15 protein-coding genes are annotated in these 16,620 nt (G+C 44.1%); 2 read left to right on the plus strand and 13 right to left on the minus strand.

The window, feature by feature from the left end; translation table 11 throughout:
* Positions 1-12: 12 nt before the first annotated feature.
* A complete protein-coding gene (locus MKZ04_RS14140) occupies positions 13-1,170 on the minus strand; it encodes a sensor histidine kinase (protein ID WP_020453119.1) in 1,158 nt (385 codons plus the stop codon).
* Positions 1,171-1,392: 222 nt separating this feature from the next.
* Here MKZ04_RS14140 and MKZ04_RS14145 point away from each other — a divergent pair, with 222 nt between their 5' ends.
* Both MKZ04_RS14145 and MKZ04_RS14150 read left to right on the plus strand, forming a co-directional pair.
* Positions 1,393-2,031 (plus strand): YigZ family protein, encoded by a 639-nt coding sequence (locus tag MKZ04_RS14145; protein WP_095323723.1) that lies wholly within the window; start codon positions 1,393-1,395, stop codon positions 2,029-2,031.
* Between the two features lie 14 nt (positions 2,032-2,045).
* On the plus strand, positions 2,046-3,122 hold the full coding sequence (locus MKZ04_RS14150) for an LCP family protein (protein WP_095323724.1): 1,077 nt from the start codon (positions 2,046-2,048) through the stop codon (positions 3,120-3,122).
* A 51-nt stretch (positions 3,123-3,173) separates the two neighbouring features.
* On the opposite strand, the gene MKZ04_RS14155 is transcribed toward MKZ04_RS14150, so the two are convergent.
* The 12 genes from MKZ04_RS14155 to MKZ04_RS14210 all read right to left on the minus strand — a co-directional run bounded on the left by MKZ04_RS14155 (position 3,174) and on the right by MKZ04_RS14210 (position 16,609).
* Positions 3,174-3,557 (minus strand): YunG family protein, encoded by a 384-nt coding sequence (locus MKZ04_RS14155; RefSeq protein WP_341046196.1) that lies wholly within the window; start codon positions 3,555-3,557, stop codon positions 3,174-3,176.
* A gap of 108 nt (positions 3,558-3,665) precedes the next feature.
* Positions 3,666-4,730 carry a glycosyltransferase family 4 protein gene (locus MKZ04_RS14160; protein ID WP_020453123.1) on the minus strand — a complete coding sequence of 355 codons (1,065 nt, stop codon included), beginning with the start codon at positions 4,728-4,730 and terminating at the stop codon, positions 3,666-3,668.
* A 130-nt stretch (positions 4,731-4,860) separates the two neighbouring features.
* Complete coding sequence (tuaH, locus tag MKZ04_RS14165) at positions 4,861-6,048, minus strand: teichuronic acid biosynthesis protein TuaH (RefSeq protein ID WP_328066811.1); 1,188 nt, start codon at positions 6,046-6,048, stop codon at positions 4,861-4,863.
* 21 nt (positions 6,049-6,069) lie between these two features.
* Positions 6,070-6,828 (minus strand): teichuronic acid biosynthesis protein TuaG, encoded by a 759-nt coding sequence (gene tuaG, locus MKZ04_RS14170; RefSeq protein WP_026580179.1) that lies wholly within the window; start codon positions 6,826-6,828, stop codon positions 6,070-6,072.
* 29 nt (positions 6,829-6,857) lie between these two features.
* On the minus strand, positions 6,858-7,532 hold the full coding sequence (gene tuaF, locus MKZ04_RS14175; protein ID WP_035337789.1) for a teichuronic acid biosynthesis protein TuaF: 675 nt from the start codon (positions 7,530-7,532) through the stop codon (positions 6,858-6,860).
* Positions 7,533-7,573: 41 nt separating this feature from the next.
* Positions 7,574-9,028, minus strand: coding sequence for a teichuronic acid biosynthesis protein TuaE (gene tuaE / locus MKZ04_RS14180; RefSeq protein WP_020453127.1), 1,455 nt, complete (start codon positions 9,026-9,028; stop codon positions 7,574-7,576).
* A gap of 63 nt (positions 9,029-9,091) precedes the next feature.
* Complete coding sequence (locus MKZ04_RS14185) at positions 9,092-10,021, minus strand: NAD-dependent epimerase/dehydratase family protein (protein ID WP_101561403.1); 930 nt, start codon at positions 10,019-10,021, stop codon at positions 9,092-9,094.
* A 17-nt stretch (positions 10,022-10,038) separates the two neighbouring features.
* Complete coding sequence (gene tuaD, locus MKZ04_RS14190) at positions 10,039-11,370, minus strand: UDP-glucose 6-dehydrogenase TuaD (protein WP_095292153.1); 1,332 nt, start codon at positions 11,368-11,370, stop codon at positions 10,039-10,041.
* Between the two features lie 198 nt (positions 11,371-11,568).
* Entirely contained in the window at positions 11,569-12,747 is a 1,179-nt protein-coding gene (tuaC, locus tag MKZ04_RS14195) for a teichuronic acid biosynthesis protein TuaC (RefSeq protein ID WP_020453130.1), read from the minus strand.
* A gap of 22 nt (positions 12,748-12,769) precedes the next feature.
* A complete protein-coding gene (gene tuaB / locus MKZ04_RS14200; protein WP_020453131.1) occupies positions 12,770-14,209 on the minus strand; it encodes a teichuronic acid biosynthesis protein TuaB in 1,440 nt (479 codons plus the stop codon).
* Positions 14,210-14,232: 23 nt separating this feature from the next.
* Complete coding sequence (locus MKZ04_RS14205; RefSeq protein ID WP_445662248.1) at positions 14,233-14,868, minus strand: sugar transferase; 636 nt, start codon at positions 14,866-14,868, stop codon at positions 14,233-14,235.
* A 253-nt stretch (positions 14,869-15,121) separates the two neighbouring features.
* Positions 15,122-16,609 (minus strand): N-acetylmuramoyl-L-alanine amidase, encoded by a 1,488-nt coding sequence (locus MKZ04_RS14210; protein WP_026580183.1) that lies wholly within the window; start codon positions 16,607-16,609, stop codon positions 15,122-15,124.
* Between the last annotated feature and the right edge of the window lie 11 nt (positions 16,610-16,620).

The raw sequence follows: 16,620 nt of genomic DNA on the forward strand, positions 1-16,620 counted from the left end.
TTACAATTATCTTTACAAAGACAGCGGAACTTTAATCAAAATAAATGTCCCAAGACCTATTTTCGAATCGATTGTCATTGAACCTTCGAGCAAGTCGACTCTTTCTTTCATACCTAGCAGACCGAAAGATTTGTTCTTCTTGCCTTTAACTTCTTTTAAGTCAAAGCCGTTTCCATTGTCTTTGATAATCAACGTCACAAAATCTTTTGTCACTTCTACTTTAACATGAATCTCAGTTGATTCGGAGTGTTTTAAGGCGTTTGTCACTGCTTCCTGTGCAAGCCGGAAAAGTGCAACCTCAAACCGCGGTGCTATTCTTCTATCTTCCGATTCTCCGATGCATTGGAAATGGATCTTTGCTTTTCCATGATAATCTTCGATCGTGTTCAAGTATTTTCTGAGCGTCGGTATCAATCCCAAATCGTCTAAAGCCATCGGTCTTAAATCATAAATGATTCTTCTGACTTCATAAAGAGCATTTCTGACGTTTTGCCGGAGGTTTCTAATTTCCTGAAAGCCTTCTTCTGTTCCTTTGTCTCTGAAGATGCGTTCGATCAGCTCAGATCTCATCATGACGTTGGCCAGCATTTGCGCAGGGCCGTCGTGGATTTCCCTTGAGACCCTTTTTCTTTCTTCCTCTTGGGCTTCGATGATCCGCAGTCCGAAATCCTGTTTGGCCTGCGCATCTTCTAGGAGAACGCCAACCTGGCGCAGATCCTGATTTAAATAGTTTAAGACGACGGTAATCTGGCTGACAAGCCCTTCCGAACGCTCGATGATTTCCTGAAGCCCCAAAAGGCGCCGTTCCAGATCATCACGCTTCTCTCTCAGCTGCTTTTCACGCTGCTGGATCATCGTCAGTTCAACCTGCAGTTTGTGGGCTTTTTCATAAGCTTCGCGAATCTCTTCTTCACTGAATTTATGAAAGTTTCTGCTGACCTCAGACAAGCGGTTTCGCGCATGGCGGGCATGCACTTCCAGCCTGTCTCCAAGATCGATGACTTCGTTGACCTGCTGTTTAATCTGCTTCAGCTCTTCTACCAAGCCTTCATATTGCTGACGGGACTGCTCTCCGATTTGAAAGACCTCATCCTTGCTCCCGTCAACCGTTTTTAACATCTTCATAATGATTGAATCTAAAACTTTGGAGTCCATTTTGGAAACACTCACCCATTTTCCCTCCGTAACAGCATTGTCATTTACTTTTATCATAAATTTCATTGAACTGAAATTCGTGTCGAATTATAATGAAAGAATGCGTATTCTGGTTTTTTGGTCTTTTTATGGTTACCGATCCATTTCTATTTAATCATAACAAAATACGCGCCAAAATTCTAAGTCTGTTCGATTTTTAGGAGAACAGCCGCATGGCTTGTCAGGAGGTAAGCAGGCATGCTGCAAAGTTATCTCACTGTTGCAGGTGAAGGGACCCATGAAATCGTGATTGAAAAATCCCGTTTTATATGTCACTTAAGCCGCGTCAGTACTGAAGAAGAAGCACAGAACTTTATCAATCACATAAAAAAGCAGCATTGGAATGCGACGCATAATTGCTCGGCTTACGTCATAGGAGAAAATGATCAAATTCAAAAAGCAAATGATGACGGAGAACCGAGCGGGACAGCTGGAGTTCCGATGCTTGAAGTTTTGAAGAAACGCAACCTTAAAGATACGTGCGCCGTTGTGACGAGGTATTTCGGCGGTATTAAACTCGGCGCTGGAGGGCTGATACGGGCTTATGGAAAATCCGTGTCAGAGGGGCTGAACCATGTCGGCGTTGTCGAACGAAAGCTGATGCGGGTGATGCACACGACAGTGAACTATACATGGCTCGGCAAGCTTGAAAACGAGCTTCGCGAGTCCCCTTATCAAATAAAAGACATTCATTATGCCGACGATGTCGAGTTTGAAACGTATGTCAAGGAAAGTGAAAAACAGGCATTTACGAAATGGATAACCGAATTAACAAATGGCAAGAGTGAGAATAGTGAAGGCATTCAAGTCTATTTGGAAGAAGCTTTTAACAATTAAAGGAGAATTATTATATGGCTGAGCGTATTAAAGTGAAAGTTCGAAAAAAAAAGAATAAAAAGAGAAAGCTGCTTAAACGGTTTATAGTCCTTATGCTGCTCGCACTTCTCGTAGTGGGCGGAGTGGGCATATATAAAATTATTAACACGATTTCCGCGGCTGACGGCACTTATGATGAGCTTGAGCGCGGAGAGAAGTCAAAGCTCAGAGACGATGTCGTTAATATTCAAAAAAAGCCGTTTTCAATTCTTTTTATGGGGATTGAAGATTATTCGACAAACGGTGAGCACGGACGGACGGATTCCCTGATTGTCGTGACGCTCGATCCTAAAAAGAAGTCGATGAAAATGCTGAGCATTCCGAGGGACACAAGGGTTCATTTGGCCAGTGACACAACCGGTACAAAAACAAGAATAAATTCGGCCTATGCAAAAGGCGGCAAGGATGAAACGACCGAAACGGTTGAGGACTTCCTCGGAATCCCGATCGACTACTATGCAACAGTCGATTTTGACGGATTCAAAGATGTCATCGATGAAATCGGCGGAATCGATGTTGACGTCCCGTTTGATTTTAGCGAAAAAAGCGATGTCTCCAAATCGAAGAGAATCTATTTTAAAAAAGGAAACATGCATTTAAATGGAGAGGAAGCTCTTGCCTACGCAAGGATGAGAAAACAGGATAAGCGGGGAGACTTTGGGAGAAACGACAGACAAAAGCAAATCTTAAAAGCCGTTCTTGATCAAATCTCAAAACCGCAAAACCTCGCTAAAATTGATAAAATTGCCCAAAAAGCGAGCAAAAACATTCAGACCAATTTCAAAATCACACAGGCTCTGGCGCTTCAGCAAATCTACAGCGGCTTTACTGGCGATGATATTGAAACATTAAACATCACAGGAAAAGATCTTACGATCGCTGATGTTTACTACTTTGAGCCAGACCAGCAAAACCTGGCAAACGTGCAAAATGAATTGACCCATCATTTGTACCCGGACTCAACCGCTGATTCAAGCGGAACATCGTCTGAATCTTCCGCAACCGCTGACGGGGCAGACAGCTCAGCTGAATCGTCTGCTGCTTCTTATTGATCGGCTCTGTTGAATGTTAAATTTATCATGAATAAATTGAAGGGGAACTCTTTATATATTAAGGGTTCCCCTTTCTTTTGAAAAAGACAAATGATTGATAACACTTTGTTTTAAATAGTTATACTGTTTTTCGTTAGTATCAGAAAATGCCTCATTTCTATTTGAGGGAACATCCATATACAGGATGTCTTCTTTGAATTGGGAAACCGTTAAATCATACCTTTTACCATTGATAACATTATAAAAATGCCACCCTTCAGGCAGCTTTGTTTTCCCTATTTCTCCACCTAAAAGATCATTTACAACTAAGGCGGTTACGCCGCATTGTCCCTTTGCAGGGTTATCCTGACTCCATTTTGAACTTGAATCCAAAGACCAGGATTTATAGAGTGCTTTCATTATTTGTTCGATCTGTCCATGGTGATGATCATCCATAAAAAATCCTCCTTCTCATAGAGTTTTAGTTATTCAACCAACAGCTTGTGAGGCTTCCTGAGTTGCAGCAATAATAAAACCCCTGGAATCCAGGGGTTTTTGTGCACATTAATTCCTCTTCACCATCCGCCTGTAAAACTTCGTAAAGGGCTTGTACTGCTCATTTACAAGGCCTGTCACTTCTGCGATGATCTGCATGAACAGGATTAAGCCGAAGATGATGAAGATGGACACCCAGAGCGTCGCGGTTTTTAAAAGAATGGCGCTCAGGCTGAAGACGATGCCAATTAAATAAATGACGATGACGGCTTTCCGATGGGACAGGCCAAAGGCCATTAGCCTGTGGTGAATATGCGATTTGTCGGGCGCCGAAATCGGCTGTTTGTTTAAAATCCGCCTGATGATCGCGAATGTCGTGTCAAATATCGGCACTCCTAATATAATGATTGGAATGACGACGCTGAACAGGGTCACGCTTTTATACAGTCCGAGCAGCGACAGAACCGAGATCACATAGCCCAAGAAGAGCGAGCCCGTGTCTCCCATAAAAATTTTCGCCGGGTGGAAGTTATAGAACAGAAAGCCGATCGTGCTTCCGATGACAACCAGCGACAGAGAGAAGATCAAGATTTTATCGGCAGAAAAAGCCATGACGGCAATCGTCGAAAGGCCGATGACGGATATACCCGCAGCCAGTCCGTCCAATCCGTCGATTAAGTTGATGGCATTGGTGATCCCGACGATCCATAAAATCGTCAGAGGGTATGCGAGCCACCCCAAATCAAAGCGAAGATCCCAAAATGGAATCGATAAAAATTCCATTTTTAAGCCTGTACTGACGATGATGCAGGCTACTAATATTTGAACGATAAATTTAATTCTCGCGCTTAAATTGTGTTTGTCATCTACAATGCCCAAAATGACAATCATAAAAGCACCGAGTGTAATTGCTGTTATTCTGTTTTCATAAAGGCCGCCGGCAAGCGAACCGGTCAATACTCCTATAAAAATGGCTAAACCGCCCATTCTCGGCATTACTTTATCATGTATCTTTCGTTTATCCGGCTGATCCACGACCCCGGATTTGATTGCTAGACGTTTGACAAGCGGAGTAATAATTAAAACAGTAATGAGAGAGACAAAAAACGCAAGTACAGTGCGTTCATAAGACATAAGGAAGTCTCCTTTTTAAATGAAGTCTGGTCGTATTAAAGATCATACCTTTTCATTATACAATTTCATTATTTATTATAACAAGCTCCAGCCAAAAGAAACATCATGAATTAATATCCCCCGCCGCAAATTATGCATCTTTATTCAAGTTCAATTGATCAAGCATCGATAAAAATAAATGATGCCAGTCTCTTTCATGTGCGATCTTTCTGCGCAGTTCCACATGGGAGACATCATCATGCGCAAGCTCCAGCTCTTCACACAGCGCTGTAAATTCAACGGGGTCGTTTCCTGTTAGATGACGGTAAACGTGTTCCTGTTCAACCTTTTTTGTTGAAGGAAGGTTCATACCGGCGACAGGCTTTCCGGCAGCCAAAAATTCAAACAGCTTTAAAGGGAATACCGCATTATTATATGGCGACGGTTTATACGGCATGATCCCGATATCCACTACATTCATATAAGCCGGTACTTCCGACGGCGCAGCGGGCCCCGTCCAAATGACATTTTCTTCTTCAAGAAGCGCTTTAAAATCTTCGTCTCCGTTTGTCCCGTCAGGACCGACAAATAAAAACGTCCACTCTTTTTTGGTTTTGGCAGCTTCTTTGATGAGCTTAAAATCGAGCTTCGGCTTAATTCCGCCGATAAAGCCGAGGACGGTGCCTTCCCTTCCGTTCAATACATCGGCTTTTTGCTTATTTTTCGCAAACAAGCTGTATTCCACACCATTTTCGATTGTAAAAACCGGCTTTGTCTCTCCTTGAAGCCGGTCTGCTACGTTTTGGTGCAAATATTCAGAAGTGCAAAAAATCGTATCAGCAGCTTTAATGATTCTGCCTTCAGCTTCAAAAATAACCTTTTGCCTGAATCCTGAGACAAGGCTTTGGCTTCCGCTGATCGGCGCCGCCCACAGGTCACTGCAGTCATAGATGACCTGATCCCACTGATAAAGTGATGACAGCAGCGGAAAACCGGGGAATGTGTACCATAAGCACACCTTTTCCCCCTGAACGTCTTCTTTCAGCCGGTCAAGCAGCGGCTTCAGCTTGCTTTTATAAAAAACATCCTTGTAGCGGGCAAACCTGAATATTTTCTTTTTCAAAAAATCTTTGACTGCAAATTGCTTGATTCCGTTGTCAAGCAATGTAAATGTCTCGCGGGAAGGATTTTCAGACGGACAGACCCAAATGACTTCCTTCGTCTCCTTGCGGCCGGCTAAAAACTCAGCAAGGCGGTGCCTTCTGTACCTTAGCTGATCCTGTCCCCATTCACCTGTCGCTACTATGACGTGTATGACTTGATCTGCTTTCACTTTCAATCACCTTTTCTGTCAATGCCGTTATAATCTTTTCATGACTGCGTTCTTAGCGTAATGGAAAAAGCACCATGTCGCTTTCATCAAGTGAAGGCGTTCGATTTCCCTGTACACATACCAGGTTTTTCGCGCCGCCTTCCACTTGTTTCTGGAGATCGATGTTTCAACGATGCGGTATTCGGCGAGGGGTTCGTTCAAACCGAATGCCTTGAATCCTCGCTTTAATACGGACAGCCATGTCGCCAAATCCTGACGGGTTCTGATATTCGGCATCCGGATATCACCCGTTTGCTCTCTGTCAATCATTACCGTCAAACAGCCGATAATCGTATTTTTTAATACATCATCATATGTAAGGCTGACGGGTGCATGAATGGTTTTATGAAGCGGTTCGCCGTCTTGGCTGATCAGCTCGTATGCCGTAAATGTGAAAGCGTGCTGATGCTTCCTCATAAAGGCAAGCTGCTTATCCAGCTTTTCTGCTTTCCACACATCATCGCTGTCCAAAAAGGCGACATAGCGCCCTTCGGCTTTGCTGAGCGCTGCATTTCGAGCCGCTGCAGCGCCTTGATTTTCTTTCAGAAAAATGGCATGGATCCGTTCATCATCTTCTTCATAGCGCTTCAAAATGTCTCTTGTCCCATCTGTTGAGCAATCATCGGCAATGATCATTTCCCAGTCGGAAAACGTCTGATTTAAGACGGACTGAATGGTTTTTTCGATAAATTCCTCCGCGTTATAGGAAGGCGTAATGACAGAGATTAAAGGTTTTTGCCTCGTCATGGTCCTGATCCACATCCCCAATTAAAAATTTAACGTTCTCTGAATACTTCCGGAACGACAATGATAAAAAACGACAGCGCTAAACCGATCAGTACGCCTAATACCGCTCTTTTTTTAGGCGACATGCCGGCAGCCTGGTTATCCAGCACGATCAAAGGCTCAATTTCTTCAGCAGCCTTCATATCGAGCCTGCTTGTTTCAAGCTCATACAAAAACCGCTGTTTATCAACTTTGGAATCAGCGCTGACTGTTTCGCCTTCAAGCGCCTTTATATTCTTTTCGATGACTTCTTCCCTTTTTGAAAACAGCGCCTTATCGCCTTTCATATAGGCATCTTTAACTTTTCCTAAAGTATCCAATGTTTTCTGTTTGTCAGGCCCTGTATAACTTAAGTTAAAAAGTGAATCCGTTCTGATTTCAATCGCCAGATCGTCTTTCAACTGCGCCAGATCCTCTTCCGGCATATCCGGGAAAATGTCCTTTAAAAAGGCTTCGTTTTTCAACAGCAGCGGCACCTGCTTTGCATTGTTGTACTTCGCTTCTCCATAATTCCCGGTTGATATCGTTACAGTAGCCGTGTAATCGGACGGAGCAACGCTCCCCTTCGGCATAAAATAGCCGACAAGACCAAGAATAAGAGGAAGCGCAATAATCGCCACAATAAACTTTTTCACTCTACCAGCAATACGTTTGATTAAATTCATCACATGAATTTCTCCCTGTTTTTAAATTCGATTTTCAAAAATCACCTATACTGTTCGGTTTCATCCGTTCCGCTGACTCTAAAGGTATTAACCGTCGCAATCACAAGGGCGAGAAACACCCAATGGAAATATAGATTCGAGACGGAACTCGGACTGATGCTTGATACAAGGAAGGCGACGAGCGCGGCTGTCAAACCTTCAATGAGAAGCTTGTACCGCTTTCCAAGCGATCTTTTATAATATCGGTAAAGCACGGTTATTAAATAAATGTACATCGTTAAATAACCGAGCATCATCACAACTCCAAAATTCGTCATGATCTCTACGAGCCAGTTATGAACCTCCACGACCCGGTCTGTATCGAACAATGCGTGATGTTCCAAATAATAAGGTACATTGCCGGCGCCAACGCCGAATCCGTAAGTATCCAGCACATAATGCCCGGCGTTTTTCAACAAGTTTGCCCTGGCGACATTGGATGGCAGCGGCTCGCTGAAATCGTGTGTAGTTTGCGGAGCCAAAAAGTATGTATAAAAAGCTCCGGTGATCTTTCCTGCAAACAGTGTGACAAAAGCGATACATCCTGCAGCTGCGGCGATGAGCGCCCATTTTTTAAGCACCTTCGGCAGCAAAATAAACGCATAAACGGCAAGTCCGGCTATAATTCCCAGGATGCTGGCTCTTGATCCTGTCAGGAAAATCAAGTAGGCCGAACAGAACGCAAGGAGCAGCCCCGCTATTTTTAAGTAGCTGTTTTTAATATTTTTGAAAAAAGATAAATAAAAGAAAAAGCTGATGGATAGAAATGTCGCAAAGTCATTCTGATTGAAAAAGACGGATGTCGGATAGTGCTGTTTATAGTGCGGCCCGTTATAAAGGGTCGAGCTCGGTAGGTGGTTTAATGTAAAGTGGTTGTAAAACCCGATGACCATTAAAAATACGGTCATGACCAACCATATGTAATAAAACGCGAGAATTCGATCCATTTTTTGAAAAAACATAACAATCAGAAAAACAAAAAACATTCCCATTGCCAATAGGAACAGATATTTTACGCCCTCAGTAGCAGACTTGACCCAAAGCAGCGAAATCATTCCATAGCAGAACCAAAACGTGAAAAACATCAGAATGCCTTTAACATGCACCTGCTTCCACTTTTCAAGGTGCTGGCTGCCTTTCAACATTTCCGCTATGAATAAGAACCCTGCCAGAATCAGAAGAATGCGATATGGAAACAGGCTGAAAAAGCCCAATTTAATCGTAAAAAAAGCATTGTTGGCAAATGTTGCAGCGATGAGCAGATATAATACGGGCATCAGCAATTGCTCGGACGACAAATACTTCCGGAGCACAATGATCAAAGTCAGCGCAATCAAAATCAGACATGCTAACAAGACTTTTTTTGCATTGGACTGGGCCAATACAACGAATGCTAACCCTGCGGTCAATGCGGCGAGCCAAACCAAAACATTGACCGCGGAACGTTTGAGACTCATTTTTCCCCCTCCTTCCGCTTCTTTCTGGAAAAGGGCTGCCGACATCAGCCAGCAGCCAGTGATTTACATATTCATTTCTTTTTTATAATATGAAATGGTCTTTTCCAGTCCTTCAGCGAGCGGCATTTTTGGTTCCCAGTTTAAAATTTTCTTTGTTTCTTCATTACACAGTGTGCTGTGGCGGATATCCCCCGGTCTTTCATCTTGATAAATCGGAGACAACGCCGAGTTCGTCGCTTTTTTCATCTCTGCAAACAGCTCATTGACTGTGATCGAAAAGCCGTTCGAAACGTTTAAACAAACGTTTGATTGAGCTTTGAGCGCCTTGATATTGGCGGAAGCCACATCACCGACATAAATAAAATCGCGCGATTGTTCTCCGTCTCCAAAAATAACCGGAGCCTTGCCGCTTGTCAGCAAATCGGAGAAAATCGATACGACGCCGCCCTCTCCTTTTGCGTCCTGGCGCGGCCCGTATACATTGCTGTACCGCAAAATGCAATACTCGGTTCCATACAGATCATAGGCCAGCTTTAAGTAGTTCTCCACCGTAAGCTTCGTCAGCCCGTAGGGTGAGCCTGGATTTGTTTTATGACGAGTGTCGACAGGCAGATATTCAGGATCTCCATAAACAGCTGCTGATGATGCAAAGACAATCTTTTTCACGCTGCATTCACCCGCTGCCTTAATGATATGGAGCGATCCCTTGATATTGATGTTTTCATCATTTAAAAAATCGCTGACAGACTCCGCCACGCTTACTTGTGCAGCTAAATGAATAATATAATCGGGATCAATGCTTTTGATGACGTCGATGACTTCCGGCTTTGTTATATCCTGCTCATAAAAGTCAACCGCGAGACCTTCAATGTTGGAGCGGTGTCCCGTAGTTAAATTGTCAAGAATTGAAACCCGGTAATTTTCTTTCAGAAGCTGTTCAGCGATATGCGAGCCTATAAATCCGCATCCGCCTGTCACTAGTACTTTTTCCATTAATAACACCCCTCGTTTTATACTTTTGTTAAGCTTTTCTCTCCCTGTACTCCAGGGCGGCCAATTGAATGATAAATAAATCCTTCTCTTCTCATATCTTCAAGTTTAAACAAGTTACGTCCATCAATTAGAACAGGACGATTTAAATATGTTTTCAATTTCTTAAAATCCATTTCTTTAACCTGTGGCCAATCTGTCAAAATGAGGCAAGCATCAGTATCCTTTACAGTATCATACAAATCGTTGCTGTATATGGCCTGATCTCCCAATAAGCGTTCTGCCTCCGGAATTGCAATGGGATCGTATGCTTTAATATGAGCACCAAGGCCTCTCAGCATCGGAATGACATCCAGAGACGGCGCCGAGCGCATATCGTTTGTATTCGGCTTGAATGCCAGCCCAAGAACCGAAATGGTCATGCCGTTTAAATCGCCAAACACATCAAGGAGCTTTTGCACAATGTGGGCGCGCTGCTTTTGATTCGTCTCAATAACGGCTTCAATCATTTTAAAAGGATAGCCGACTGACTTCGCGATGTGCAATAAAGCCATTGTATCTTTAGGGAAGCAAGAGCCGCCAAAGCCGATTCCGGCATTCAAAAATTTATTGCCGATTCTGCTGTCCAGTCCGACACCTTCAGACACCTTTGATACATCAGCTCCGACCCTTTCGCAAATATTTGCGATATCATTAATGAACGAGATCTTTGTAGCCAAAAATGCATTTGCAGCGTATTTAATCATTTCTGCACTTTCAAGGTTAGACTTGACGATTTTCGTTTGAAAAGGCTTATGGAGCTCTTCAATAATCGCAGCAGCCTTTTCGCTTGTCGCACCGATGACGGCTCTTTCCATATTCATCGTATCGTAAATAGCTGTTCCTTCACGAAGGAACTCCGGATTCGAAACGACGTCGAAAGGGAATTCCCCTTTTGAATTGCGTTCTATAATGGCTTGTACGAGCTTTCCTGTTCCAACAGGGACAGTGCTTTTGTTGACGACGACTTTATAGCCGTTCAGATGCTTCCCGATCATTTCGGCAACAGATTTGACAAATGTCAGGTCTGCTTCCCCTGTTTCCGACATCGGTGTTCCGACTGCAATATAAATAATCTCTGCTTCTTCAATCGCCTTGGGAATATCAGTAGAGAAAAATAAGCGATTTTCGTTTACGTTTTTATCCACAAGTTCTTTTAGGCCGTTTTCATAAATCGGCATCACTCCTGCTGAGAGTCCTCTTATTTTTTCTGCATCAATATCGCAACAGACAACCGAGTTTCCCACTTCGGCAAAACAAGTTCCAGACACCAGCCCGACATATCCCGTTCCAATGACAGCGATTCTTTTCAACATTATCATTCCCTTCTTTCAGCTGACCCTTCAAATCCAATAGCTTGATTTAGGTAATGATCTTTATCTCTTTTCTATTGAAAAAATCTGGGTTTTCCGTTTTCCCAATTCTTATTTTTATTAGCTTAGACGCAAATAAATGGGTTTAAACAGTATTATATTCAACACTCATGCGCATATTAACCGACAGATCCCAACTTAATTTTTGTTCTCGGCAACATCTCCATACACATCCAGCAACTTGCCGGCATTTTTAAAGGCGTCATAATCATCGTGCACCGTTTGATACAGCTCTTCAGCGATGTCTTCTTGCCAATTCGCGCCTTCCAAATAACCTTTGACAGCTTCTGTTATGCTGGAAGCCGAGCGCGGCTTAATCAGCAAATGTTCGTGTTTTCCGAATAAAGACGGAACCCCTCCGACCGCCGTACAAAGCACCGGAACCTTGAGGGCGAGCGCTTCAATGACGACAGTCGGCATCCCCTCAGAATACGAAGGAAGCGCAAACAGATCTGATGCAGCCAGATATTCTGATATCTCATGGTTTGCGACCTGCCCCGTCAATATCGCTTTTTCACCGGCGGTTTGACGAATGTGCTGCTTCTCCGGTCCGTCGCCGATGAACACAGCTCTGTAGCTGTCATCAAGCTGCTTGACCGCTTCCGCCAGCTCGGCTACTCCTTTTCCTTTCACCAAGCGGCCGACGAACGTCAGCAATTTTTTGTCTTTCGGCAGGCCGAATTTCTCCCTCAATTCAAATGTTGAAGCGGAGGGTTTTTGAAACCGGTCCAGGTTGACGCCGATAGGAAGAACCGAGCATTCAGCACCGGTCATTTCTTTTGTTTTGGCTTTCAGCTCATCGCTGACAGCCAGAACTTTTGCCGCGGAATGCACAGCTGTTTCAAATGCTCGAAATGCACCTTTGCTGTAATGGGGATAAATATTGACATCGCTTCCGTGCAAAGTCAGAACATAAGGAACTTTCAGCCTCTGTGAAACAACGGCAGCGGCACCCCCGGATGGCATCGCGAAATGGGCATGGATAAGATCCGGCGCAAGCCCGTGCTTCTCGATCGTCCTCAATACAGACTTTGCAATCCGGCGATGCGGCTGTGCCCATTTTAGCTGTCCAGGCAGAGCCGTATACGGCGGTCTGTAGACCGGGATGCCTTTTCTTTCTTCATATTCCGGGACTGTTCGTGCTTGACGGTATTTTTTTTTCAGCAGCCTGAGGGGAGCAGGGTTCACAGGTGATGGACATATGACCGCCACATCAACGCCCTGCATCTGCAGCGCCTGAACCTGTGTTTCATGAAAAACGCCTTCTCCCGGTTTTTGACTGCTTGGATAAACACTGGTAATCCAAAGAACCTTCAATGATGAAACGCCCTTTCTGCTGTCATCTTCCTAATTGGATCTTCATAGCCCGCCGATAAAATTTACTGACCAGAAAACCGTAAAAAATTCCGCTGATTCCGACGGAAACTGCCAGCTGAAGCATGGCGCCGTGAAGCAGATGTCTGCTGCCGACGCTCAAGACAAGAGCCAGCAATGCCATGAGCAGTGTCAAGGCCAGCGGTTTTCCAACGGTTCTGAAATATTCGCCCATCTTCAGCTGGATGACATATTTGAGCAGCCATCTGCCGATAAAGAAATTGATCAGGCTGATCGCTGCATAGGTCCAGGCGGTGATCGTCAAATCATTCGTTAATACCGCCGCATAAAGAGACAGCCCGTAAAGGAGCATGATCCCGCTGTCCCAATAAAATGCCAGGTCTGCTCTCCCCTTCGCCAGCAAAACCGATCCGTTCGGATTCATCAAAACCCTGAGCAGCCCGACAATCGCGAGGATATTCAGAACCGGTACGGCCTGCAGCCATTTTTCTCCGAAGACGACTTCAATAAATAAATCTGAAACGGTCATCAGTCCGATCAGAAGCGGGAATGAAATCAGCGAGAGAAGCTTTGTCATATTTAAAAAGCCTTCGCGCAGCGTTTGATTGTTCCCTTGATTCTTTGAGAAGACGGGAAACGCTACCCGTGTCACGATCGGATTGATTTTTAATACGGGAATCGTAATAATTTGATACGCCAGGTTATAGATTCCCAATGCTTCCGCACCGAGAAACCGTCCGATCAAAATCATGTCGATATTGGCGCCAAGCCTGTTTACAAGCCTTGAAGCGAGCTGAAACGCGCCGAACGAGAAAAATTCTTTCACTTCCCCCAACGCAAAGACGAGAGATGGACGCCATTTTTTTAAATATACAGCAAAAAACATGATGCCTTTAACCGAATTAAGAAAAACTTGTGACAATGCATAGGCCACAATCGGATCCATCAGAAAAACCAAAACGAGCAGGAGCACAAATGACAAAACGGTGACACCCGCTTCTATTTTGCTCAGCACATTAAACTTCAGATCTTTTTGCAGCATATATTGATACTGCTGGCCGACCGGGGCGATCAAAAACATGACGGCCAAAATCCGCACAAGAAAAACCAGTTCGTCCCGCTGATAAAAGTCTGCGATGAACGGACTCAGGAAAAAGAGGCCGATAAACAAAAGGATGCCCGTTAGGATATTCAGCCAATATAAGGTCGATAATTGGCGTTCACTGATGTTCTCCTTTTGAATTAAAGCGGCCCCGAATCCCATATCGAGTACAATTTGTGTAAAAATCGTTACGGTGGTCAGCATTCCGACCAAACCGAATTCGGCAATTGTCATGATATTGCCGAGCAGTGCAAACTGTATAATTTGAATGACCGTGACGATCAAAGTTGAAACACTTGTCCATTTTGCACCGCTTAATATTTGTTTCGTAATGGTAGACATAGCATATTCCTAACTTCCTCGTATTATCTGGCTCCTTCGCCGGTTAATACTACTTTAATCGTTTTCAGCATAACCTTCAAATCGAGAAGAAACGTTAAATTCCGAATGTAATACAGATCGTGCACCAATTTTTCTCTCGGACCGATATCATAGCCTCCGTTTACCTGTGCAAGTCCCGTTAACCCAGGCTTAACAATTAAGCGGTTTTTAAATCCCGGAATTTCATGGTGAAACTGAGCGGTAAACATCGGTCTTTCAGGCCTTGGTCCCACAAGGCTCATATCTCCGGCCAGAACATTGATCAACTGCGGAAGTTCATCGATTCTTGTTCTTCTTATAAAAGACCCGACTGCAGTGACGCGCGGATCATCCTTCTGCGCCCATTTCGCACCGGATTTTTCTGCGTCAATTCTCATAGAACGCAGCTTGATCACCTTAAAATGCTTTCCGTCTTTTCCGACGCGTTCCTGCCGGTATAACGGAGAACCCGGTGTTTCGATACAGATTAATATACAAAACAGCAGAATAAACGGCAGTGTAAGAGCGAGCCCAATCAAGGAAAGGACGATATCCATTATCCGCTTCATATATAAATAACGTACTGCTTTTTTTGATAGAGCACAGGAATAAGTTTGCTGGCTTGAATATTCATTGTACATTCTTAAACTTTTGTCGATACTCACTAGCATACACCTCGATTAGTATGTTACTGTTTGATCTATTCGTCAGTGTAGCATACGAACGTAAACACAATGTAAAGGAGTCATTAAAATTAGTAAATTCATTGATTTTATGTTAAAAATGCATCGCCTCCGTTTTGTCTTTAAATTCACCAAAAATATCATACTATATTATAAAGACAAAACAAAGGCAGCATAGGCAATTTTTCCGAAAAACGAATTTCTTTATATTTTAATAGTAAGCAACAATTCCGTCGTAAATCGCTTTAGCGCCTTTTTCTTTGTAAGTCGAGCTTTTGAGTTTTGTCGCATCACTTACATTGCTGATAAACGCAAGTTCAACAAGGCAGCTTGGCATTTTTGATTCCCTGATGACATGGAAGTTGCCGATTTTCACACCGCGGTTTGACGTATTCAATGCAACATAGAGACGGTTTTGAATCTCGGTTGCCAGCCTTTTGCTGTTGGCCGATTCATACGTTGTATAATAGTAGGTTTCTGTTCCGGAAGCAGCAGGTGTTGCCGAGTTTGCATGGATGCTGACAAACAAATCCGCATGATTTGACTGCGCTTTTGATACACGCTGTGCGAGCGTCAGGTAAGTGTCGTTCGTTCTCGCCATAACTGGCAGCGCCCCGCCGTTTGATAATTTCGTATTAATTAATTTTGCGACATCAAGGTTCACGCTTTTCTCATATAAACCGTTGCCGACAGCACCGCTGTCTGTACCACCGTGCCCTGCATCAATGAAGATTTTTTTGCCGACGATCGGATTCTTCAGCTGTGATACGACATTGGATTGAAGAGAAACCGTTCCGCCAAGTACGGTAAACGTCGTCATGTTTTTGGAACCGATCACTTCTCTTGTCGGTGTCGGCAAAGATGATGCATTCGTGAACATCATCGGACGGTTTTGCTTAGCCGCCAGAACAGATCCTGTTAATCCGTCGGCATACGCATACCCATTGCTGATGATTGCACTCTTCGCAGAAGAATAGTATTTCTTGACGACATTGGCCGCGACTTCATAGCGGTTGCTGCCGCCGATTCGCGTCGGAGAAGCAAGCTGTTTATATACGGTGCTGGAGATGCTGACTTCACCGCCTACGACAATGGTCGATGTTGTTCCTTTGCTCTTCATTGCATTTTTTGTCGCTGTCGGGATGGAATTGGACGATGTTAAAAGGATCGGGATGCCGTTTCTCGCGGCATATGCGCCGATCGCAAGGCTGTCAGCATAGGCCGTTCCGTTGGCGATGACAGCTTTTGAATTGCTCGGCAGCTTATTCGCAATATTTGCCGCAACCTCGTAGCGATTTGCCCCGCCGATGCGTTCGACAGATGACACACCAAGCTTTTTAATCTCGCTTACGACGCCGTTTTGAACGCTGACGGTTCCGCCGATTACAATCACTTTGCTAGGTTTTAACTGACTGATTCGGTTTTTAGTGGCCGTTGGCAATTTGGACGCTTCCGTTAATAGGACAGGCGCGTTGTTTCGGTAAGCAAATGGAGTCGCTGAAAGGACGTCGGCATATGCCTTTCCATTTGCAACAATGACTGTGCTTGCACTTGACCATCCCTGCTTGGAAACATTCACCGCAACCTCATAACGGTTTGCACCGTCTAATCTTGTGACAGAGTTGGCTGCAAATACATTAGGTACAAACAAAAAGAACCCTAACAACAACATAGGTACAGCTTTAAGAAAGACCCTCAAAAAAATAACCT

Origin of the sequence: Bacillus sp. FSL W7-1354 (assembly GCF_038002405.1) — a bacterium.
GTDB lineage: Bacteria > Bacillota > Bacilli > Bacillales > Bacillaceae > Bacillus > Bacillus paralicheniformis.